23 protein-coding genes are annotated in these 21852 nt (G+C 66.2%); 16 read left to right on the top strand and 7 right to left on the bottom strand.

Translation table 11 applies throughout. The annotated features are described in order from the left end of the window. Nucleotides 1-40: 40 nt before the first annotated feature. The gene (locus tag AC5RUU_RS04915; RefSeq protein ID WP_493974098.1) at nucleotides 41-178 is read right to left on the bottom strand and encodes a methionine/alanine import family NSS transporter small subunit; all 138 of its coding nucleotides are present in this window, start codon (nucleotides 176-178) and stop codon (nucleotides 41-43) included. Further along, nucleotides 175-1749: a sodium-dependent transporter gene (locus AC5RUU_RS04920; protein WP_493974099.1), complete on the bottom strand. Its 1575-nt coding sequence runs from the start codon at nucleotides 1747-1749 to the stop codon at nucleotides 175-177. The genes AC5RUU_RS04915 and AC5RUU_RS04920 overlap by 4 nt, the downstream gene beginning before the upstream one ends. Nucleotides 1750-1977: 228 nt before the next feature. Between AC5RUU_RS04920 and AC5RUU_RS04925 the strand changes: the two genes are divergently transcribed. From AC5RUU_RS04925 to AC5RUU_RS04965, 9 genes are all read left to right on the top strand, one after another. After that, nucleotides 1978-2691 carry an alpha/beta fold hydrolase gene (locus AC5RUU_RS04925; protein WP_493974100.1) on the top strand — a complete coding sequence of 238 codons (714 nt, stop codon included), beginning with the start codon at nucleotides 1978-1980 and terminating at the stop codon, nucleotides 2689-2691. A gap of 27 nt (nucleotides 2692-2718) precedes the next feature. Next, on the top strand, nucleotides 2719-3333 hold the full coding sequence (locus tag AC5RUU_RS04930) for a TetR/AcrR family transcriptional regulator C-terminal domain-containing protein (RefSeq protein WP_493974101.1): 615 nt from the start codon (nucleotides 2719-2721) through the stop codon (nucleotides 3331-3333). 106 nt (nucleotides 3334-3439) lie between these two features. Beyond that, nucleotides 3440-4666: an MFS transporter gene (locus tag AC5RUU_RS04935; protein WP_493974102.1), complete on the top strand. Its 1227-nt coding sequence runs from the start codon at nucleotides 3440-3442 to the stop codon at nucleotides 4664-4666. A 32-nt stretch (nucleotides 4667-4698) separates the two neighbouring features. Continuing rightward, complete coding sequence (locus AC5RUU_RS04940) at nucleotides 4699-6360, top strand: amidohydrolase (protein WP_493974103.1); 1662 nt, start codon at nucleotides 4699-4701, stop codon at nucleotides 6358-6360. A gap of 53 nt (nucleotides 6361-6413) precedes the next feature. Next, nucleotides 6414-7529, top strand: a complete 1116-nt coding sequence (locus AC5RUU_RS04945) for an agmatine deiminase family protein (RefSeq protein ID WP_493974104.1) — start codon at nucleotides 6414-6416, stop codon at nucleotides 7527-7529. Further along, the gene (locus tag AC5RUU_RS04950; protein WP_493974105.1) at nucleotides 7526-9286 is read left to right on the top strand and encodes an amidase; all 1761 of its coding nucleotides are present in this window, start codon (nucleotides 7526-7528) and stop codon (nucleotides 9284-9286) included. The genes AC5RUU_RS04945 and AC5RUU_RS04950 overlap by 4 nt, the downstream gene beginning before the upstream one ends. Nucleotides 9287-9482: 196 nt before the next feature. Next, a complete protein-coding gene (locus tag AC5RUU_RS04955) occupies nucleotides 9483-10364 on the top strand; it encodes a pentapeptide repeat-containing protein (protein WP_493974106.1) in 882 nt (293 codons plus the stop codon). Between the two features lie 190 nt (nucleotides 10365-10554). Beyond that, the gene (locus AC5RUU_RS04960; protein ID WP_493974107.1) at nucleotides 10555-11811 is read left to right on the top strand and encodes a D-arabinono-1,4-lactone oxidase; all 1257 of its coding nucleotides are present in this window, start codon (nucleotides 10555-10557) and stop codon (nucleotides 11809-11811) included. Between the two features lie 48 nt (nucleotides 11812-11859). After that, nucleotides 11860-12195 carry a hypothetical protein gene (locus AC5RUU_RS04965; RefSeq protein WP_493974108.1) on the top strand — a complete coding sequence of 112 codons (336 nt, stop codon included), beginning with the start codon at nucleotides 11860-11862 and terminating at the stop codon, nucleotides 12193-12195. 5 nt (nucleotides 12196-12200) lie between these two features. Here AC5RUU_RS04965 and AC5RUU_RS04970 read toward each other — a convergent pair whose 3' ends face one another. Further along, nucleotides 12201-12785 carry a MarR family winged helix-turn-helix transcriptional regulator gene (locus tag AC5RUU_RS04970; protein WP_493974109.1) on the bottom strand — a complete coding sequence of 195 codons (585 nt, stop codon included), beginning with the start codon at nucleotides 12783-12785 and terminating at the stop codon, nucleotides 12201-12203. A gap of 260 nt (nucleotides 12786-13045) precedes the next feature. Here AC5RUU_RS04970 and AC5RUU_RS04975 point away from each other — a divergent pair, with 260 nt between their 5' ends. From AC5RUU_RS04975 to AC5RUU_RS04985, 3 genes are read left to right on the top strand one after another with little or no spacing between them, the layout of a single operon-like run. Beyond that, entirely contained in the window at nucleotides 13046-13900 is an 855-nt protein-coding gene (locus tag AC5RUU_RS04975; protein WP_493974110.1) for a hypothetical protein, read from the top strand. Nucleotides 13901-13917: 17 nt separating this feature from the next. Then, nucleotides 13918-14328 carry a phage holin family protein gene (locus AC5RUU_RS04980; RefSeq protein WP_493974326.1) on the top strand — a complete coding sequence of 137 codons (411 nt, stop codon included), beginning with the start codon at nucleotides 13918-13920 and terminating at the stop codon, nucleotides 14326-14328. After that, nucleotides 14325-14987: a DUF3618 domain-containing protein gene (locus AC5RUU_RS04985; protein WP_493974111.1), complete on the top strand. Its 663-nt coding sequence runs from the start codon at nucleotides 14325-14327 to the stop codon at nucleotides 14985-14987. Before AC5RUU_RS04980 ends, AC5RUU_RS04985 begins: the two co-directional genes overlap by 4 nt. 222 nt (nucleotides 14988-15209) lie before the next feature. Here AC5RUU_RS04985 and AC5RUU_RS04990 read toward each other — a convergent pair whose 3' ends face one another. After that, the gene (locus AC5RUU_RS04990) at nucleotides 15210-16043 is read right to left on the bottom strand and encodes a LysR family transcriptional regulator substrate-binding protein (RefSeq protein WP_493974112.1); all 834 of its coding nucleotides are present in this window, start codon (nucleotides 16041-16043) and stop codon (nucleotides 15210-15212) included. On the opposite strand from AC5RUU_RS04990, the gene AC5RUU_RS04995 reads away from it, so the two are divergent. Further along, on the top strand, nucleotides 16006-16410 hold the full coding sequence (locus AC5RUU_RS04995) for a DUF5997 family protein (RefSeq protein ID WP_493974113.1): 405 nt from the start codon (nucleotides 16006-16008) through the stop codon (nucleotides 16408-16410). The genes AC5RUU_RS04990 and AC5RUU_RS04995 overlap by 38 nt on opposite strands. A gap of 28 nt (nucleotides 16411-16438) precedes the next feature. On the opposite strand, the gene AC5RUU_RS05000 is transcribed toward AC5RUU_RS04995, so the two are convergent. Then, nucleotides 16439-16819: a VOC family protein gene (locus AC5RUU_RS05000; RefSeq protein ID WP_493974114.1), complete on the bottom strand. Its 381-nt coding sequence runs from the start codon at nucleotides 16817-16819 to the stop codon at nucleotides 16439-16441. Between the two features lie 171 nt (nucleotides 16820-16990). Here AC5RUU_RS05000 and AC5RUU_RS05005 point away from each other — a divergent pair, with 171 nt between their 5' ends. After that, nucleotides 16991-17593, top strand: coding sequence for a hypothetical protein (locus AC5RUU_RS05005; RefSeq protein ID WP_493974115.1), 603 nt, complete (start codon nucleotides 16991-16993; stop codon nucleotides 17591-17593). A gap of 67 nt (nucleotides 17594-17660) precedes the next feature. Continuing rightward, nucleotides 17661-18263, top strand: coding sequence for a DUF6919 domain-containing protein (locus tag AC5RUU_RS05010; protein ID WP_493974116.1), 603 nt, complete (start codon nucleotides 17661-17663; stop codon nucleotides 18261-18263). A 12-nt stretch (nucleotides 18264-18275) separates the two neighbouring features. Here AC5RUU_RS05010 and AC5RUU_RS05015 read toward each other — a convergent pair whose 3' ends face one another. Beyond that, nucleotides 18276-19664, bottom strand: a complete 1389-nt coding sequence (locus AC5RUU_RS05015) for a flavin monoamine oxidase family protein (RefSeq protein WP_493974117.1) — start codon at nucleotides 19662-19664, stop codon at nucleotides 18276-18278. A gap of 138 nt (nucleotides 19665-19802) precedes the next feature. Between AC5RUU_RS05015 and AC5RUU_RS05020 the strand changes: the two genes are divergently transcribed. Continuing rightward, nucleotides 19803-20522: a TetR/AcrR family transcriptional regulator gene (locus AC5RUU_RS05020; RefSeq protein ID WP_493974118.1), complete on the top strand. Its 720-nt coding sequence runs from the start codon at nucleotides 19803-19805 to the stop codon at nucleotides 20520-20522. 77 nt (nucleotides 20523-20599) lie between these two features. On the opposite strand, the gene AC5RUU_RS05025 is transcribed toward AC5RUU_RS05020, so the two are convergent. After that, on the bottom strand, nucleotides 20600-21568 hold the full coding sequence (locus tag AC5RUU_RS05025; protein WP_493974119.1) for a hypothetical protein: 969 nt from the start codon (nucleotides 21566-21568) through the stop codon (nucleotides 20600-20602). Between the last annotated feature and the right edge of the window lie 284 nt (nucleotides 21569-21852).

The following is a 21852-nucleotide window of genomic DNA, read 5'->3' on the forward strand; positions in this document are numbered from 1 at the left end:
CTCTCCGGCGCTGCACGCACTCCCGTCAATGTGGCGGCGATCAGAGTTCCGGGGCGCGCTCCTCAGGCAGCGCGCCTTCGTCCTCCGGATGCCGTTTCAGGTTGACCAGCGCCAGGGCCAGACCTCCCCAGACAGTGACAATGGCGATGATCATCATGGTGATGGCGATGGGTGTCACTGTGCCTTCTCCTTAGCCTCGTCGGCAACCACGGCGTCGTATTCGGGATCGTGGTGGGCCTTGGATCCGCTGCTCCATGGAATGAAAGTCAGCACCAGCGCCACGACTACCAGTGCCGCTGCCATGCCCCAGCCAAAGATGCCGACAAACCACTCCGGGTAGCCCTCATATGTGGTGGATATCTTGCTGATGAACTCATTCGACACCATGTAGATCAGTGCCAGCGGGACGACGCCGGCCACCAGTACCATCCATGCGCGCCGCATCTTGATGGTGGAGATCCGGTTCAAGTGGGCGGACAGCAGCGGCAGGCTGCGCAGGAACCATGCGAGCACCACGACGGTGACCAGGGCCCCGAGCGTAATGCCGAAGCTGTTGACGAAAGCGTCGGACGTGTCGAGCAGGTAGAGGCCCGTGGCCGTGGGGAAGAGTCCCAGCGAGACGGCCGCCACCAGCACGCTGACCACCAGCGACGCCTGGATCCGGCCCCAGCCGAGCTTATCCTGCACTGCGGCCACGATGACTTCCAGCACCGAGATCAATGACGTGATGCCTGCGAAGACCAATGACCCGAAGAACAGCACGCCCATGAGGGCACCAAACGGGGCCTGGGACACGATGGTGGGGAACGCGACGAACGCCAGGCCGATGCCCTGCGTCACCACCTCGTTCACGCCGGCCCCCGCTGCCTGTGCCATGAATCCGAGGGCGGCGAATACACCGATGCCGGCCAAAATTTCGAAGCCGGAGTTGGAGAAGGCAACAACCATTCCGGAGCCTGTGAGGTCTGTCTTGCGCTTCAGGTAGGAGGCATAGGTGACCATGATGCCGTAGCCCACGGAGAGGGAAAAGAAGATGTGTCCGTACGCTGCCGCCCAGACGGCCGGATCCGCGAGCGCCGCCCAATCTGGTGTGAAGAAGGCGTTGAGGCCTTCCGCCGCGCCGGGGAGGAAGAGTGATTGGAGCACCAGGAGGACGAACATTGCCACCAGGAGTGGCAGGAGGATGGCGTTGGCACGGGAGATGCCTTTCCGGATCCCGGCCACCATGATGAGGATGACGGCGGCCCAAACCAGGAGCAGCGGGAAGAACACGGACGGCACGTAGTCGAACCCCAGGCCTGGGGCTTCGGCGATGCTGAGGAAGCTTCCGAAAAAGAAGCCCTCGGCGTCGTCACCCCATGCCTCGGTGAAGGAAAAGACGGTGTACATGAGGGACCAGGCGATAATGACCGCGTAGTACGCCGCGATGACGAAGCAGACCAGCACCTGCCACCAACCGAGCGGTTCGGCGGCGCGGTGGAGGCGCCGGTAGGCCAGCGGCGCGGAGCCACGGAATTTATGCCCGACGGCGTAGTCCAGGAACAGCAGCGGAATGCCGGCCGTCAGCAAGGCAACGAGGTAGGGGATGAGGAAGGCCCCGCCGCCGTTGTCGTAGGCGATGTAGGGGAAACGCCAGATGTTGCCCAGCCCTACGGCGGAGCCGATGGCCGAGAGGATGAACAGCCGGCGGGACGAGAATGTTTCGCGCTTTGCATGTGCCGCGGGGTGTGCAGGGGAGGAAGCGCCCATTACGCCGGCCTCCCTCGCAGAGCCGGGGCGGAGGTCCTGCCGGGCTGTTGACGGTGGTGCTGGGGTCGGTCCATCTGGTGCTCTCTCTCAGCTGGGGTGGACGTGGCGTGCGGGCTACTTCCGGACTCTACTGCTGCCCTTCCCGCCGCAAAAGCCCCCACGCTCCGGGCATCCTTCTGATGGCATAGCCGCCGCTCTTTTGTCCTTCCCCGGGAGTAGGGTTCCCTCATGGACATCATCCTCGTTCCCGGTTTTTGGTTGGACGCTTCTTCGTGGGACGAGGTGACGCCGGCGCTGGAGGCAGCGGGACACCGCACGCTTCCCCTCACCCTGCCGGGCCTTGAGTCGGTGGACGCCGACCGCGCCGGAATTGGCCTGCGCCAGCACATCGACGCCGTCGTGGCGGAAGTGGACGCCGCCGGCGGCAAGGTGGTGCTCGTGGGCCACTCCGGTGGCGGGGCCATCATCCACGGGGTGGTGGACATGCGCCCGGACAGGATTGAACGGGCCATCTACGTGGACAGCGGCCCCCTCGGGGAAGGCGGGGTAATCAACGATGAACTGCCGGCCGACGGCGATGATGTTCCGCTGCCGCCCTGGGAAGGGTTTGAAGACGCCGACCTGGTGGACCTCGACGACGGCCTCCGCCAAAGGTTCCGCGCGCGGGCCATCCCCCAGCCCAGGGGCGTGGCTTACGACCAGCAACACCTGCACGACGAGCACCGCTATGACGTCCCAGCGACCGTTATCGCCTGCGAGTTCCCTTCCGCCATGCTGCTCGAGTGGATTGAGGCAGGCCACCCCTTCGTGGCCGAGCTAGCCCGAATCCGCGATGTGGAATACGTGGACCTGCCCACCGGCCACTGGCCGCAGTTCACCCGCCCGGCAGATCTGGCCCGGGCCATCCTGGCCGCCGTGGACCGGAAGGTCCAGCTACATTGAACGGACCGTCCCGTGCCAAGGAGTCCCATGCCGCGCCCGCGATCACCGCTGCTGTCCGTAGATGCCATCATCCGCGCCGCCCTGTCCCTGGTGGATGCCACCGGAGACTTCAGTTTTCCCAAGGTGGCAAAGAAACTGGGCGTCAGCCAGGCCTCCCTGTACAACCACATAGATAACCGCGAACACATCATCGAGCTGATGCGCGGGCTCGTCTTTGCCGAGCGGAAGCACCTCGATCCGGCCAGCCTGCCGTGGGACGAGGCACTCCGGACCCTGGCCCACGAATACCGCGACTGCCTGGTGGACCACCCCCGGCTGGTCCCGCTCCTGGTGACCCAAACCGTGCAGGACCTCGGAGTGATGCGGATCTATGAGGACATGGCCATCGTCCTGAACAAGGCAGGCCTGGACCCGTCGGCCATTGTTCCGGCCATCACCGCCGTGGACTACCTGGTCCTCGGTTCTGCACTGGAACTGACCGCACCCGACGTGGTCTGGTCTCCCCCGCCCGGCAACTTCCCGGCACTGACGGCGGCCATCACGGGGCTGGGATCCCCGGCAGAACGTTCGGATGCCGCCTTCGCATTCGGCTTGGAGGCGCTTTTGGCCGGGATCAGGCAGGTAACAAACATAAGTTTCTGAAAGCCTTTCACTAAAACCCTTGTGCTGGCAGGGGAGCATCCCCTTTAATAAATGAAGGTCATTCATTTTGTGATGGCATTCACTCCATTCCAGCAAGGAGAAGTCCATGTCCCAGGACGATCACTACCCAGGGCGTGTCCGGCTGACCCCCAAGCGGGCCGTCTCGGTTTTCGGCATCAGCGTTGTGGGCTTCATGACCGCCAACCTGGTTCCAGTCATGATCGTCGCCTTGACCGGGGAACTGGGATTCTCAGACACCGCAGCAGGCACACTGATGACCGGGTCGCTCCTCGCCTGTGCCATCGCCTGCCTGTTGACATCTAAGGTGGCAGCTGGGAGCGGAAGGTACCTGGTGGCACGGGCAGGCCTTGTGCTTGCTTCGGCAGGATTCGGAGCCGCTGCGTTCATCCCGGCCGCACCCGTCGTCGTCACCGGGGTCCTGCTCGGCGGGCTTGGCGCCGGCGGGGCTGTTTCAGCGGGCGGTGCCGCACTTGGAGCCCTCCGCAATCCGGACCGCGCCTCCGGCATCAGCGGCTTCGCCAACCGCGTCATCGTTTCCGTGGTTCTCTTCGTCATTCCGGCACTGGGCGCGGGCATGGGCAGTGCATTCGGCCTCCTGGCCGGCCTTGCCCTGGCAGCCCTTTTCACTACCGCCTGGCTGCCGGGAAGCCCCACGGGCACTGAAAACGCACCACTGGCAACCGCCGGGGCAGGCAAGAGCCCAAAGACCATAACCATGGCGGGCTTCGGCCTGCTGGGCTGCTTCGCCCTGTGGGCCCTCAGCGAAGATGCCCTGTGGGCCGTGGCCGCCACCATGGGAGCGGACCAGGCACAGCTTGACGAGACCGGAATGGGCCTGGTCCTCAGCCTCTCCACCCTTGGCGGACTCCTTGCCTCGGGCCTCATCGGAATCGCCGGGCGCCGGCTCGGCCGGACAGCACCGCTGGCCTTGGCGCTCGTGGCCGGAGCCGCACTCAAAATGCTGTCCGGAAATGTCACCGACCCCGGCTGGTACATGGCGGTGATCATCGCCTGGAACACCATCTACATGCTGTCGTTCATTTACATCGTTTCCACGGCAGCGGCATTGGATGCATCAGGCCGTTGGTCCGCCCCGGTCCTTGGCGTCTATCTGATCGGCTCGTCGTTCGCCCCGTTCTTTGGGACCTTCGTCTCCGCTGCGGCGGGGTACGACGTCCTCGGCTACGTCCTGGCAGGCATGACCCTCGTCCTGACCATCCCCCTGCTCCTCATCTCCCGGATGTCCGTCCGGATGGAACAGGCCGGAACCAGCACACCTCCGCACGACATCAACAAGGCGGCGATCGTCTGATGCCCCGCCCCGACCTGACAGAAGGCAATCCCTTGCCTGTACGCACCCTCTACACCAACGCCACGGTCTTCACCACGGAGGGGTCCCCTGCGGACGCCTTCGCGGTGGAAGGATCCCACTTCATCCACGTAGGCGACGAAGCCGGCGCCCGGAAGGCTGCGGGCAAAGGTGCCGCCGAGGTGGACCTGGGCGGCGGCTTTGTCCTGCCCGGCTTCATCGATGCCCACACGCACCTGCTGATGATGGGCCAGGCCCTGCAGAAGATCCAGCTGCGGGACGCCGAAAACCTCGCCGACCTGCAGCAGCGGCTGAGGAACGCTGCCACAGCAAGTGATGCACCCCGAATTCTTGGCGCCGGCTGGCTCTACAGTGCCCTGGACGGCCACGCTCCCACCCGGCAGCTGCTGGATGAAGCGGTACCGGACCGGCCCGTGTACCTGGATGCCAATGACCTCCACTCCGTCTGGGTCAACAGCGCCGCGCTGGCAGAAATGGCTATCGATGACCGTACGCCCGATCCCATCGGTGGACGCATCGGCCGTGATCCCCGGACGGGCAAGGCTGACGGCATGCTCTATGAGACCGCGGCCCAGCAGATAGCCTGGCCGGCTCTCGCTGCATTCGCCACGGATGAGGACCGTGATGCCCAGCTGGAAGAGGCCTTCGCCAACTATCTCGCCGTGGGCGTGACCGGAGCCGTGGACATGGCGGTGCAGGATGACGACCTTGCCGCCTTCCGCCGTGCGATGGAACTGCGGAACGGCACCCTGCCCATCAGGGTTAAAGGGCACATGTTGGTGGCCCGCCACGAATCGGAGGCCGACAACCTGGCCCAGGTGGCAAGGACGGCCCGGCTGGCGGCGGAGCTGGACGGCGAGTGGCTGCAGATCTGCGGCATCAAGCTGGTGGTGGACGGCGTCATCGACAGCTGCACGGCGGCCATGAAGGAACCCTACACGGACGGCAGCAGCGCCGAGCCCATCTGGGACCGGCAGTCCCTGACCCCGGTAGTGGCCGCGGCCGACGCCGCCGGCCTGCAGATCGCCCTCCACGCCATCGGGGACGAGGCTTCAGACATAGCACTGGACGCGCTGGAAGAGGCGTACCGCCGCAACGGACCCCGGGAGCGCCGGCACCGCATCGAGCACCTGGAAACGGTCACGGAGGCGAACGTCTTGCGCCTGGCCGCACTCGGCGTCGTGGCATCCATGCAGCCAGTCCACGCGGACCCGGCCATCCAGGACAACTGGCGCAGCGTCCTGGGCGACCACCGCTGCGAACGGGCATTCCCCTGGACCGAGTTCACCGAAGCGGGAGCAATCCTTGCACTGAGCACGGACGCGCCAACGGCTCCGCACCAGCCGTTGCCCAACATGTACATCGCGACGACCCGCCGCTCGGCTCTGGACCCCACGCTGGAAGCGAACCTTCCGCACTACGCCCTGGAGCTTGCCGATGCGTTCTGCCACGCCACCCGCGATGCCGCCTTCTCCTGCCGGGCCGAGGACCGCCTGGGCAGGATCGCGGCCGGCTACCTGGCTGACTTCTCCGTCCTGGAGTCCAACCCCCTCCAGGCGGACGCCGCCGAACTGCTCACCAACTCCGCCCGGCTCACGGTGGTGGGCGGCAGGGTGGCGTACGACACCGGAGCCTCCACAGCTGCCCACGGCACCGCCAGCACGGTCCCCGCTTAGGCCACCCCGCCTCAATAACCAAGCACGCCAAACAGAAAGACCCAGGAATACAGATGAAACCCGTTCCCGCCCCGACCGTACCTGCCGCCCAGCCGGCGCCGGCAACGTACATGCCCGCTGAATGGGAGGCCCACCAGGGCACCTGGATGGCATTTCCGCCTCCTAACGACACGTTCGGCCCGGTGGGAAGTCCCACCCTGGACCGCGCCCGCGCGGCCTGGACCACAGTGGCCCGGACCATCGCCCGCTACGAGCCCGTCACAGTGGTGGCCGATCCCCGTGACGCCACTGCGGCGCGGGAATGGCTTGGCGGCGGCATTGCCGTGATTGAGGTCCCGCTTGACGACGCCTGGCTGCGGGACAGCGGACCCACGTTCGTGCACCGGCCGGACGGCTCGCTGGCCGCCGTCGACTGGGTCTTCAACGGCTGGGGCGCGCAGGACTGGGCGGCCTGGGGCAAGGACCAGAATGTGGCCCGGAGGGTGGCCGCGGAAGGTTCTGTTCCCGTCCGGTCCAGTGCCCTGGTTAACGAGGGTGGTGGATTCCATGTGGATGGTGCAGGAACGGTGTTGTTGACGGAGACTGTCCAACTCGACCCGGGGCGCAACCCGGGAGCCACCAAGGAGTCGGTCGAAGCCGAAATCCATGCTGCGCTGGGCACCAGCAAAGCACTCTGGCTGCCCCGTGGACTCACCCGGGACTACGACGAATTCGGCACCCGCGGGCACGTGGACATCGTGGCCGCGTTCGCTGGCCCGGGCACCATCCTGCTGCACCGCCAGGACGACCCAGCCCACCCGGACTACGAGGTCTACCGGGAGCTCCGGGCGGTCCTGTCGGGCGAGCTGGATGCCCACGGCCGCCCCCTGAGGATTATCGACGTTCCCGCCCCCACAGTGCTGAAGGATGATGAAGGGTTCGTGGACTGGTCCTACATCAACCACTACGTGGCAAACAACGTGGTGGTGCTTTGCTCCTTCGCGGATCCAAACGACGCCATCGCCGCCGGCATCCTCGAGCGCGCCTACCCGGGCCGGACGGTGGAACTGGTGGACGCCCGCGACATTTTCGCTTTCGGCGGCGGCATCCACTGCATCACCCAGCAACAGCCCGCCGCCGTAAAAGGAGACGCAGTAAAGGGAGACGCAGTACAGGAAGGTGTGTCATGAAACTCGCGGAAACCTCGAGCAAGCCGGGCACCGCGGGCGGTTTCAACGTCGTCGAAGCCGGCATAGGCCGGCTTCGTGCCGCCCTGGAAGCGGGACAGGTCACCAGCGAGCAGCTGGTGCGCCTGTACCTGGAGCGGATCGAGAAGTATGACTCATCCGGCATACGCCTGAATTCGCTTGTGGTGATGAACCCGGACGCCCTGGCCGACGCAAAAGCTTCAGACGAACGCCGGGCCCGGCGCGCCACGCTCGGGCCCCTCGACGGCATCCCGTACACGGCGAAGGACAGCTACCAGGCGCGGGGCCTCACGGTGGCCGCTGGGTCGCCCGCCTTCAAGGACCTCGTGGCCCGGAAGGACGCCTTCACCATTGAGCGGCTCCGCGCCGGAGGTGCCGTCCTGATCGGCCTGACCAACATGCCGCCGATGGCCAACGGAGGTATGCAGCGCGGCGTATACGGCCGCGCCGAGAGCCCTTACAACGCCGACTACCTCACCGCGGCCTTCGCCTCAGGATCCTCCAACGGTTCCGGCACGGCCACAGCTGCCAGCTTCGCCGCCTTCGGTCTCGCGGAGGAGACCTGGTCTTCAGGCCGGGCGCCGGCGTCGAACAACGCGTTGTGCGCCTACACGCCCTCGCGCGGGGTCATCTCGGTGCGGGGCAACTGGCCGCTGGTTCCCACCATGGACGTGGTGGTTCCCCACACCCGGACCATGGCTGACCTGCTTGAGGTCCTGGAGGTCGTGGTGGCGGACGACGCGGAAACCCGCGGCGACTTTTGGCGCGTCCAGCCCTGGGTGCCGATTCCCAGGGCATCCGACATCCGGCCAGCCTCCTACCGGGAGCTTGCGGTCGCAACTGCGGCTGCTGCCGCGGGTGTGCTGGCCGGCAAGCGGTTGGGGATCCCGCGCATGTACATTAACGCGGATCCTCGTGCGGGAACGGCACCAGAGCCCGGGATCGGCGGGCCCACGGGGCAGCGCATCCATACCCGCGAATCCATCATCGAGTTGTGGAACGCCGCGAGGAGGGACCTGGAGGCCGCCGGTGCCGAGGTCGTAGAGGTGGACTTCCCGGTAGTCTCCAACTACGAAGCCGACCGGCCCGGTGCACCCACCATCGCCACACGCGGCCTTGTCTCCCCGGACTACCTGCGCCGCGAGATCGTGGACCTTTCAGCCTGGTCGTGGAACGACTTCCTCGACGCCAACGGCGACCCGCGGCTCAACCGGCTGGCGGACGTGGACGGCGCCGCCATCTTTCCCGCGCCCGACGGTTCCCTGCCGGACCGGTATGACGGGTTCGACGACGACATCAGCGATTACCCCGCGTGGATCCGCAAGCACGGGGTCCCGTCCCTGACCGGCATCCCGCATCTTGAGGAGGGGCTCAAAGGGCTGGAGGAAACCCGGCGGATCGACCTGGAAGAGTGGATGGACGGCCTGGGACTGGACGCTGTTGTCTTCCCGGCGGTTGCGGACATCGGTCCCGCCGATGCCGACACCAACGAGGCCTCGGCTGACGTTGCCTGGCGCAACGGGGTGTGGGTGGCCAACGGGAACCTGGTCCCCCGGCACCTGGGCATCCCCACGGTCACGGTTCCGATGGGCTTGGCCGCGGACATTGGCATGCCGGTAGGCCTGACCATCGCCGGAAGGGCCTACACCGACACGGAACTGCTGCACCTGGCGGCGGCGTTCGAAGCCACTGGCAACCGTCGCGTGCCACCGCCCCGCACCACTGCGGCGGAGGCGTGAGCGGCACCTGACACAGGTCTCCAAGGCGGATACCCTGAAGGCAGTGATTTCCATTTCTTGTCTGTGACCCGCAGCTTCCGCAGTCTCCTCCCGTCTCCCCACACTGGAGCGGTGATTCAGCGTGCCCGGGAGGGGAACTCACCCACGAGTTCCCCTCCTCCCCGCGCCGCCATCCGCACTATCCTCGGGAGACCCCATGAATACCTTGCCCCCGGGCCCAACTGCGCCCGTTCAGCTGGACAGTCTGCGCCCCGACTGCTCAAGCTGCTTCGCGCTTTGCTGCACAGCATTCGGTTTTTCCCGCTCGGCCGACTTTGCCATCGACAAGCCGCCGGCCTCGCCGTGCCCCAACCTAGCGATGGACTTCTCCTGCACCATCCATGACCGGCTCCGGTCCCGCGGCTTCCGCGGCTGCACAGTCTTTGACTGCTTCGGCGCCGGCCAGGCAGTCAGCCAGGACCTGTTCCAGGGGATCAGCTGGCGCCAGAACCCGGATTCCAAACCGGCCATGTTCGCGGCTTTCAGGATCATGAAGCAGTTGCATGAAATGATCTGGCTCCTGACTGAAGCCGAGGCACGGGTGTTCAGCCCGGACACCGCCGCCGAAGTGCAGGTATTGCGGGGTGAGCTTGAATCCGCGGCGAAAAGCGGACTGCAGCACCTTTTGGACCTTGACCTGGAATCCTTGCACGGCCGCGCCGGTGAGTTGCTGCGCGAGGTAAGCACGGAGGTCCGGACGGGCTATTTCTCTGTGGACGAATGCCCGGACGAATGCCCCGGCAGCGGCAGCCTGCAGCCGGGCGCCGACCTGGCAGGCGCGAACCTGAAGAGCCGGCAGTTATGCGGCGCAGACCTTCGCGCTGCTTGCCTCATCGGGGCCGATCTTCGCGGCGCCGACCTCACCGGGGTGGATTTGCTGGGCGCGGACCTGCGCGATGCGAGGTTCGACGGCGCCAACCTCGCCGGCGCACTGTTCCTCACCCAGGCACAGGTGAACGCAGCCCGCGGGACCCCTGCCACACAGCTGCCGCGGATGCTGTCCCACCCGGACCACTGGAACAAGGAAGCAGATTCCTGACCTGGGAGCACGGCCGTTTTGGACGAGTGCCAACCGACAAATCTACAACGATAGAGAAGAGGGCACCAATGTGCCCTGCAACCGCGTGGCGCCACGGCCGCTTCTCACGCCGAGCTGCCTTGACACACGGATTGTTAGCGCTGACAGTTGAGGAAGTCATCCCCCGCCGACCGACCGGAAAGCCAACTGCATGAAGAACTGGGCAGGAAACCTCGAATACGCCTCAACGGACGTCCATCGGCCGGAGTCCGTGGCCGAGCTGGCCGAGGTGGTTGCCCGTTCACCCCGCGTGAAGGCGCTGGGATCCCGGCACTCCTTCAACAGGGTGGGCGACACCGACGGGATCCACGTTGTGCTGGACGCCCTGCCGCAGCAGGTTGACCTTGACTCCACCAAAGGCAATGTGCGCGTCAGCGGCGGAGTCAGCTATGGAGAACTGTGCCGCACGCTGGAACGATCCGGCATGGCCATCCACAACCTTGCCTCACTGCCGCACATCTCGGTGGCGGGGGCAGTGCAAACGGGCACACACGGGTCCGGCGTTGACAACCAGTCCCTGGCCGGAGCTGTGCAGGCCATCGAGCTGGTCCGGCCCTCCGGTGACCTGGTCCGACTGTCCCGCGCCGACGGCGACGAGTTCCTGGCAACCGTGGTGGGCCTGGGTGCCTTTGGCGTTGTCACCGGACTCGAACTATCCGTCCGCCCCAGCTTCCGGATGCGCCAGCGGGTCCTGGAGAACGTGCCGTGGGAACGTGCACTGGAGAACTTTACCGGCCTGGTCTCCAGCGCCTACAGCGTGAGCCTCTTTACCAACTATGCCGGCGATGCCATCAGCCAGGTCTGGCTCAAGGCACTGGATGACGAACCACCCCTGACCGATCTGTTCGGCGCAGCGGCCGCCACCCTGCCCCGGCACCCGCTGCCGGACATGTCTGCGGAGAATTGCACGCCCCAGATGGACGAGCCCGGGCTGTGGCTGGACCGGCTGCCGCATTTCCGCCACGAGTTCACGCCAAGCAAGGGCGAGGAGCTGCAAAGCGAATTCATCCTGCCGCTCGAGCACGCGCCCGCCGCCATCGAGGCGGTGCGCGGCCTCGCGGACAGGCTGGCACCCCTGCTGTTCGTCTCCGAAATCCGAACTGGGGCCGCCGATGACTTCTGGCTCAGTCCTTTCTATCGTCAGCAAAGCGCCGCCCTGCATTTCACCTGGAAGCCTATGCAGCCCGAAGTGGAGGCCATTCTTCCGGAGCTGGAGGACCTGCTGCGTCCCTTTGGCTCCCGGCCGCACTGGGGCAAGCTGTTCTCGCCATCACGCCACGACTGGGAGCGGCTTTACCCCCGGTTCGCAGGCTTCCGTACGCTGGCATCAGCGCACGATCCTGACGGCAAGTTCCGGAACGCGCTGCTGGACAGCATTATGGGCGTGCCCGCAGCCAGCTCCCGCTGATTTTCGCCGGCTGGGCACGGACTTCCGGCCAAAGGCTAGGCTGGAACAATGAAACGCCGCCTTGCCGCCCTGTCCGCCGTCCCCTTAATGCTGCTGCTCGCCGGCTGCAGTGCCGTGGAGGAGGCTGCCGGCAATGCGGCCAGCGACGCCGCGTCCAAGGTTGCCACAGCGGCCGCGGACGAAGTCAAGCGGCAGATTTGCGTCGTCATCCAGGACGGACTGGTGAGCGTCGAGGACAAGCAGGTGCTCGCCGGGCTGGTGTCCGCCGCCCGCACGGCAGGTGTCCCAACAGACATCACGACACCGTTGGGTGAGATTGCGGAGGCCGGTGACCAGGTGCCGGCAGAGTCGGTCCAGGCCCTGAAGGACGCCTGCTCGGCTTAGCCCGCCTATTCGGGGCCGGGGGTCTTCCCCGGCTCCTGCTCCGGCTCCTGCTGCGGGCCCACGTCTGGATGCGGGTCTATTCCACGCCGTCCGCCCGGTCTTGCCGCATGCGCCCTTCGTGCGGCCCGGTGGTCGGGCGCCACGAAGGGGACCACCTCCGGATGCCGGCTTGCAGGCAAGGCGCTTACGAACTTGGTCAGCTCGTCCTGCAGCACCTTCCAGCCAATGCTGGGATCGTCGGGGTAGGCATTGACTTCGGCATGGCGGGCCGCTTCCAGCGCGGCGGCGCCAGCCTCGGTAAGTTCGACTTTCAGCTGCCGGCGGTCCGTCGCCTGCCGGGTCCTGGTGATATGCCCCGTAGCTTCGAGCCGGGTAAGGATCCGGCCCAGCGTCTGGCTTTGCACGCGAATAGCGTCAGCTAACTGCTCCTGGTTTAGCGGGCCTGACGCCAGTCCCTCAAGCGCTATGACAGCAGCCCGGGTCAAGCCCAGATGAGCGAGCGCGTCATCCTGGCGCCGCTGGACCAGGCGTGCCGCCAACGTGATGAGGCGGTAGCTGTTCCGGGCATCGGGATCGAGGTTGCTCGTCATCGGCCGTGGCCTTCCTGTAGGTGGCAATCTGCGGGTGCGCCTGCGTCTCTACGCTCCTACAATAAGCATGCTTAGCATCATATTCGCAAGTAAGCTTACTATCCTCCCTCGGCAGCGATTCGAGAAATCCGGCGAAGGAGCCCGGCCCCCCTTGCGCAACAAAAGCAAAGTGTGCTTAGTATCTAGTTAGTAACCATGCTTACTAATTGCCAGCACTGCTGGTTCTTGATCGCCAGCCAACCCTTGAGGAAGAGAGCCCGATGACAGAGAACCAATGGCCCCAGACCCCCAGCACCGCAGCAACCGACCCGTTTGCCGCGCCGGCAACAGGAGCTGACGGCAGCTTCACTACTACTGCCGCGGACACCTCCAGCACCTCCAAGACCCAAGCGGCCAAGGACGAGGCTTCGAATGTTGCCGGTGAAGCAGCATCCGCCGCCCAGGGAGTGGCACAGACGGCCAAGAGTGAGGCGGCACACGTAGCGGCCGAGGCGAAGTCCAGTGCCAAGGATTTGCTCGGCCAGGCGAAGTCGGGCCTGAGCAGCCAGGCCGGCACGCAGCAGCAGAAGGCGGCCGAGGGCATCCGGACCATTTCCAGCCAGTTGCAGAGCATGGCGGACGCCCCGGACCAGCAGGGCGTGGCCAGCGACCTGATCCGCCAGGCCGCAGAGCGAACGTCGTCAATGGCTACCTGGCTTGAGAACAAGGAGCCGGGTGACCTGCTCGGCGAGGTCCAGCGGTTCGCCCGGAACCGTCCGGGAACCTTCCTGCTGCTGGCCGCCGGTGCCGGTGTCCTGGCCGGCCGCCTCACCCGCGGTCTCACCGCAGGCGCTCCGGAGACCCGAAGCTCCGGACAGGCATCACCGTCGCAGCGCTCCGTCCCCGCCCAGCCGGTAGCCCCGTTGCACCAGGAGACGGTATACGCCGCCGGCACTGACGATCTCTTCGGGGAACCCACGGTGGGCGCCGGGGCGCCGGTGTCCACCTCCACCTTGCCGTCCGGAACCGCAGACGACTCCCCGCTCCGGTTCGAGGATGACCCGTACCGGGATGAGGACGGCAGCTACCGTGGCCCGGACGGCACCTACCGGTCAACGGAAGGACGGCAGCTGTGAGTAGCCAGATTCCTGAGATGCCGCCCAGTGAGGCGCATCAGAAGGCTGATAACGCTTCGCTGGGTGAGTTGCTGGGTGATGTGACCCGGGACCTGTCCACCCTGATGCGCCAGGAACTGGAGCTGGCCAAAGCCGAAGCGAAACAGTCAGCCACCAAGGCCGGGAAGGGCGGCGGCATGCTCGCCGGCGCCGGCGTGGCCGGACACTTCGTCCTGCTCTTCCTGTCGCTGGCGCTGATGTTCGCCCTGGGCGCCCTGATGCCCCTGGGCTGGGCCGCCGTGATCGTCGCCGTGATCTGGGCCATCATCGCCGCCATCCTGGCCAGCATCGGCCGCAAGGAACTCAAACAAATCAAGGGCATGCCCCAAACCGGGGAAACACTTTCCGAAATCCCCCCAACCCTAAAACCAGGTGAGGTCAACCGATGAGCGATAACCCGGACGCAATCCGCCAAGACATAGAAGCCACCCGCGCCCGCCTGGGCACCAACGTGGACGCCGTCGCGGACAAAGTCACCCCGTCCAACATCGTCCACCGCCAAACCGACAAAGTAAAAGACGCTGTCACCGGGGTGAAGGAGAAAATCATGGGAGCAGCAGACACCGCCACCACCCGCATGCAGGACACAGTCTCCTCCGGCACCAGCCACACCGGAGACGCCCTGCACTCCACCGGCGACACCCTGCACGGCGCCAAGGACAACGTCGCCGCCAGGCTCTCCGACGCCGGGACCGCGATCTCCCACGCACCGGACCAGGTCAAGGCCCAGGCCCAGGGCAACCCGCTGGCCGCCGGGCTCATCGCCTTCGGCGCCGGCATGCTCCTCTCCGCCCTGATCCCGGCCAGCCAGAAAGAACGCGAAGCCGCGGACCAGCTCAAAACCGCAGCCCAGCCCCTGGCCACCCAGGTCACCGACGCCGCCAAAGACATGGTCCAGGACCTCAAGGAACCCGCCCAGGAAGCCATGGAAAACGTCAAAGCCACCGCAACCGACGCAGCCCAAAACATCAAAACCGAAGGCCAACACGCCGCCACCGACGTCAAAGACCGCGCCACCGACGCCAAAACCAACGTCCAAAACACCTAGGACAGTTCGCCGAGGGCCGCTCTTCCACCTGGGAAGGGCGGCCCTGCGGTTCTCCGTCGACACCGATCCAAGGAACCGAATCCATGAAGAAGTTGCTTTTCGCCCTGCTTCCCACAATCATCAGCCGCGTCCTGCGGGCTCGGAAGGCCCGGCAAAGCCGCCCGGGCCGGGTTCCCCCTCGGAACCGTTACTGAGCCCGCGCGTCCCGGGGTTGACCCTGGCCTAGCGCTTGCCTTTCTTGCGGGAGCCCTTGCCGCGGCCTTTGTCCGGGTTGGGGGCGTACCGCTGGGCCACCTTGGGCGCCTTTTTGGTTCCGCTGCCGCGGCGGTCCGGCTTGGGGTCCTTTTTCACCTTCACCGGCTGGGCGGAGGGCTGCCGGGAGCTTTGGGCCGTGCGTCCCCGGACAATTCCGATGAACTCCTCAAGGACGTCATCAGTGGCGTCCGCTGGCCAGACCAAGGCAATTTCAGTTCCGGCGGCGCCCGTGAGCCGCCGCGCCACGGTGTCCTTGACGTTGAAGTGGCGGGCTACTGACATTGGCAGGACGGCCAGGCCGGCCCCGGCGGCAACCACCTGAAGCGCTGCTTCAGGTCCGCCCAGGCCGGCAACGTCAAGGAACTGCTCCTGCTCCAGGTCTGCGAGTGCCACTTCCTCGAACACGGAAATCTCGTGGCCCTTGGGCGCCACCACTACCGGCTGCTCCTCGTAGAGCGAAATCACGCTCAGGCCGTCGCGCTCGACGGGGAGCCGGACAAAGGCCATGTCCGCCCTGCCCCCGCGGACCACCTCGACATGCGCGCCGCCGTCGTGCATGAACGCGTTCAAGGGAATGTCCGGCATCCGTTCTTCCCACCGCCGGATCCATTTTCCGGGAGTCACCCCCGCCACGTAGGCGATGCGGAGGGTCCGCGGCGCTGCCTGCTCCCCCGAAGCGTCGGGCGCGGCGGAAGCGTCAAGCGGGGTGGTGTTGTCGGTGGGCACGTCTTCACAGTACCGTCCGCCCGGATACCCTTGAAGCATGACCTCTGCAAACTCCCAGTCCATGAAGCCGGCCACCGTTGCCAAGAAACTTGGCATCTACCTGCCCGCAACACCGCAGGAGTTCCAGGAATCAACCATTACCCGGGCGGAATTCGCCGAGCTCCAGGCCAACCCGCCGGAATGGCTCGCAGAGCTCCGCCGGAACGGCCCGCACCCCCGCCCCGTAGTGGCGCAGAAGCTGAACATTTCCATCAGCGGCCTGGCGCGTGGCGGCGTTGAAGAAGCGCTGACGACGGCGGAAATCACCGCACTGCTGCAGGCTCCCCCGCAGTGGCTGGTCACCGAGCGCGCGACGCATGCTGCAGTTCGGGCCGAAGCCCAGCGGGTGAAGGAAGATACGGCGAAGAAGGCTGAAAAGAAGGCCCGGGCCCAGGCCAACTAGGCAACGCCGACGCCTTCTCTCCCAGGCGTCAGTCCTGGTGCAGCTGGACGAAGTTGCCGCATCCGTCGTCGAACACGGCGCTGATCCCGGATGGATCCTCGGCCGGTTCGCCCCGGAACACCACCCCGGCGTTGATCAGCCGGTCATACTCCGCACGGACGTCCGGTACGCCGAAGACGATAGCGGGGAGTCCGGCGTCATGCAGGGCATTCATGTAGTTGGCGCCGATCGGGTTGTCGCTGGGCTCCAGGAGCAGGCCCACCGAACCGGCATCCGCGCCGGGGTCCTTGATAATGAACAGGTTGTACTCCGGCATGGCCATCAGGGTCTCGAAGCCGAGGGTGCCTGTGTAGAAGGCGTGGGCGGTGGCGGGGTCCTTGACATGGATGCTGCACATTTTGAGTCTCATGATGCAAAGATACGCGGCCAGCAGCTCGCCCCGGACCTGGGTGCAGGACTGCGTGGGCTTGTGCGGCGGAGCGCAGGCAGACCATTGACCCTGGTTCCCGAACACGGTGCAATTAAGTGACCAGCCCGGGATTCCGTGGCCCGGGCGCTTCAAAGGGGTCAGGTGTCAGCCATGGGGGAATCCTTGTTTGAGGGACTGGTCCAGGGGGTCTGGGCGCTGTTGCTTTCAGGGCCCGTGCTGGTGGCCAGCGTCGCGGCGACCGTCTTCGTGGTCCGGCGCCGCGCCCTTGCCGGCGGGGACGCGCAGGCGGAACGTTCAGACCAGTTGTTCTGGGATCTGTTCCTGGGCGCCTGCGTCGCTGTCCCTGTACTCCTGATCCCCACGCTGATCTCCCCTTGGACCGGCCTGTTCCTGGGCGGCGCCGGGGTGGCGGCGGGTGTGGCCGCCTACCGGGCAACCCCCCGCTTCCTCACCCGCCGCGCTGAGCGGCGGAACAGCCGGGAACAGGAGTCCGCAAACCTCGCGGCCCGGGCCCGGCACGACGAACTTCTCGCCCGGTGGCGGCGCTATGAGCTGGATCCGGCCTGCAGCATCGACTATCCAGCCCTGACGGACGTGCGCCTGCCGGAGACGTCGGCTTTCATCAAGGCGATGCGGACGGCGGACCAGCTGCGCCTTCGTTCCCACCAGGGCTATCCCGACGCCGTCACGCGCCTGGCTGCCTCACTCGCCGCAGCCGAACGGGCAGCGGGCTATCCCGTCGAACAGGCGTAGGACCGGACGTTAAGCGGTGTGTCGCCGGCGGTGGAAGGGTCCACCGTACCGGCGATAGCATCCGAAGATGAAGCCAGAGGAATTGCCGGAACGCGACCAGTTCGGCCGGCTGCTCGAGGACCGCGGGGTGTGGCGCCAGGCCACCACCCTTGAGGCTGCCGGTGAGCTCACCGCGCGCTGGCTCGAGGGCGGCAGCTCGTACCAGCCCGGACACTTTGCCGCCGGCTTTGACGAGGAGACCCGCCCCATCGCCGCAGTCCTGGCCGAGCTGAACCGGAACGGGCTGTTCACCAAGGAATCCCAGCCCGGCCTTCAGTCGGAGTCCGCGGCACAGCGGGAGTACGTCACGGGCTTTTGCAGCGCTGCCGTTGCCGGGGACCTGCTGGGGCTCTCCACCCGGACCGAGCTGGTCACCGTGGCCCACGCCCCGGGCGAGGCCAGCAACGCGGCCATCCCGGTCACGCTCGCCGGAACCGAGGTCACCACGGTGCTGGGCTCCAGCGAGAACCCGGTGGATGACGACCAGATCCGGGACTGGGCGAACGAGACCAACGACTCCCTGGCGCTGCTGCTTGCCGACTCCTGGTACGTGGAAGTCCTGGATCCGGTGTGGGGGCGGAACGGACTGCTGCTTCCCGCCGTGCTCGGGGCCCTGACCGGGCGGGGTTAGCCGGGTTCGGGGTTATCCGACCGGGACGGCCACCTTCGCAACTTCGGCGATGCGGGCCGCGGTCTGGCGGCCCATCCGAATGGCGCCGTCCACGTGCTGGTAGCCTTCGGCGGCGAGGTCGGAGGATGACCAGTAGATGGGACCGACGGGTGCGTGCTGGTCCTTGCCGTACCGGTGGAGGCCACCGAGGTCATAGCTGGAGGCGTAGGCGCCGCGGGTCCATTCCTCCGAACCCCAGTCGGACTCGTAGTAGACCTCGGGCTCGAGGGCTTCGGCGCCGAGGAACCCGGCGATGGATGCCAGGATCGCGGCCTTGCGTTCCTCGGCACTGAGCTCGAAGACGGCGTCGGCCTTTTCATCCGAGACGAAGCCCACCAGGGTGCCCCTGGTGTCGCCGTGGTTGGTGTTGTCGTAGACCTCCTGGACCAGGGACCCGGCGCCGAAGCAGGTGCCGGACAGTCCGGAGTTCCGCCAGAATGGCCGGCTGTAGACAGCGTGAACCTTGATGACCAGGCCCAGGGACTGGTGCTGGTGCATCTGGTGTTGCCGGCGGGGCAGCGGCGGGTTGAAGGAGACACGGGAGTACAGGTTGGGCGGGACGGCCATGATCACGAAGCGGGCGTTGACAGTGGCCTGGTCCGACACGGCGGTGACGCGGTGTCCGCCGTCGGTGTCCGCTTCCCAGGTGATGGTGCGCACCGGGGAGTTGAGGACGACGTCGTCGCCCAGCTCCTGCGCGAGCAGCAGCGAAACCTGCTGCATGCCGCCCACCACCCGCTTGTCCAGGATGAAGTCCTCATCGGTGAGGTGGGTGAAAGACCCGGCTGATGCCGCCATCAGCACTGCCTGCAGTGCCGAGAACGCATGGGCCGGCTTGGTGAGCATGCCGCCGGCGATGAACAGGCCGATGTTGTTGCAGGCCTCCTCGCTGGCAGAGTGCTGCCGCAACCAGTGGTGGAAGGAGATGGTGTCCAATTCACGTGCTTTCGGATGTGCCCACGGTTCGGTGGCGCCGATCTCGGCGGCCAGCCCGTCCAGCAGCCCGATCAGTTTGTCCATCTCGGCTTCAATGTCCGGATGCACGGGGAATGAGTCCCCCGTGTAGCGGACCGGCACACCGTCCGCGCCAATGTACATTGAGTCGCCTTCGCGGTACCGGGGGTAGGTCTGCAGGCCCAGTTCGTCCAGCAGTTCCAGGAGCACGGTCTGGTCCGGGGAAACCCACTGCCCGCCGATTTCCAGCATGGCGCCGTCCACGGTGTCGGTCCAGGTACGGCCGCCGACGCGGTCGCGGGCCTCGAGCACCGCGACGGTGAGTCCGGCCTTCTTCAGTTCACGGGCTGCGGTGAGTCCGGACGGACCGGCTCCCACGACTACGACGTCGCGGTTCAGGTTCAGCATGATGTCCTCTCTAAGGTCCGTCAGGTGACGGGAACCACTAAATGAATGTCGTTCATTTATTAGAACTATAGCTGTTTGTGTCCGCGACCGGAAGTGCCCGGTGGAATAATGCTGGGGACCACCTAAGAAAGGGCAGGAATGCCGGCAGTACCAGCCGAACAGGGACGAACCGCGGAGATCGCCGCGGACACACGGCGACGTCGGGCGGGCAGGCCGTCGTCGGCAGTACTGGACAAGGCGGGAATTACGACGGCGGCACTGGAGTTGATCAGCCGGAAGGGCTACGACGGGCTCACCATGGCGGCACTGGCCAAACTGCTGGACGTGGCGCCGTCGGCCCTGTACAACCACGTGGCGGCAAAGCGGGACGTCCTGCTGCTGGTGGAGGACCACCTGACGTCGCTGGTGGATGTCTCGGCCTTCGGGGCGAAGTCCTGGGAGGACGCCGTGCGCATCTGGGCGTGGAGCTACCGGGACGTCTTTGCGGAGCACACCCCGCTGATTCCGGTCATCGCCGTACTGCCGGTGACGGACGCCCCGCAGACCCTGTCGATGTACGAGACAGTGAGCAAGGGATTCCTCGACGCCGGCTTCCCGGAGGAGCGGATTGTTTCCGCGATCGTGGCCCTGGAGTCCTTTATCTTCGGGTCCGCGTACGACGTTACCGCGCCGGGGGACATCTTTGAGCCCGGATCCATGGCGGACGCGAATCCGCATTTCACGGCGGCAGTGCGGAGTTCCGCTGGGCAGGGCGGCCTGGCCGGGCAGGAGCGCGGGAAGCCTGCCGATACCGCGTTCAGCCTGGGCCTGGAGGCCCTGATTGCCGGGTTGGGAGCCCTCCGGAGGGCCGCCGGCTGAACTGCCCTTCTGCACGAGGAAAGCGGGGACCGGCACATGGCGTGCCGGTCCCCGCTTTGTATCTTTCGGCGCCCTGCCTACTGCTTTACAAGCTCGTTGCCGTAGCCGGCATCGCACCGGCCGTCGTGGATGACGCCTGCACCCGCAGCCACCGCGTAGTTGCCGGAAGGGTTGAAAACGGCGGTCTGCACACCGGTCACCTTGGAGGCGCAGCTGTCGGCGCCGTCTGCACTGGTGCTCTGGCCTCCGATCCACATGTCGATCCAGATGGTGGAGTTGGTGCCGTGAACGTTGGTGCCCTGATGGCACCCGCCGTCCTGGGGACGGCCGCCGTCACCGCAGGTGTCCTCGACGATGAAGTAGCGGCGGACGTTCGGAAGGTAGATCCTGGTACCCGCCGGGAAATCGAGGACGTCCTGGCCGGTGGCGAGGGAGTGCCCAACAGCGATCGTGATGGGATCCTCGTACGTGCCGGTGCCCCCGGCAGTCTTGTGCAGTACAGGGTGGCTGATCGCGGCAGAGCCGGCCGGCGTGTTGTCATACCAGGTGTACGCCGTCGTGTAGGCGGTGGTGACGATTCGCTCCGGGGACGACGCCGGCTGGACGGGCGCAGGTGCCGGTGCTTTTGCGGGTGTTGCGGGTGCCGGGGCAGGAGGAACAAGGGCGTTTCCGCCTCCAGTCACGGCAAGGGCAGCGTCCGTCTTCGCCTTTGCTGCTGCCTTTGCCCTCTCGGCAGCAGCGGCTTCCTCCGCCTTCTTCGCGGCTTCCGCTTCCGCTTCTGCTGTGGCGGCAGCGTCTGCCTTGGCCTTCCCGGCAGCTGCTTCCTCTGCCTTCTTCGCGGCGGCCACCTTGGCTTTTTCCGCCGCGGCCAGCTGGCTGGCGCCAACCTCGGCGGCGGACCTGTCGCTGGCGCCGGAGCCAACTGCCGCGCCGGTCTCCGCGGAGCCGGACGTGTCCGTCGGTGAATGTGGATCGGCTGCGCTGCACGCCGAGGTGGCGAGCAGCGCCAAGAGCATGCCAGTAGCCAGCAGATTAGTTCTGCGCATGGAAAACAAAGCCTCTTCATGGGAGTGCGGAAGGGACAGGCCCCTAAGGAGTTCCCGCCCGGAAAGGGTCACGGCCTGGGAAGCGCACGGCGCTCCGCCTGGAGCCCTACCACACCCGGAAACATTCACGATGTTCCGCCGGGCGTGTGTGCCGGCCGGTGACCTAAACGTTACATTGCGCCTCGGTCACTGGCCAATCGATGACAAGTGAATCGGGCGTCGCAACTTGTACTATAAGTAATGGACTTGTACTATAAGAGGGCGGGCGATGGAGCCCCGGAACC

This window comes from Arthrobacter sp. K4-10C (assembly GCF_059090085.1).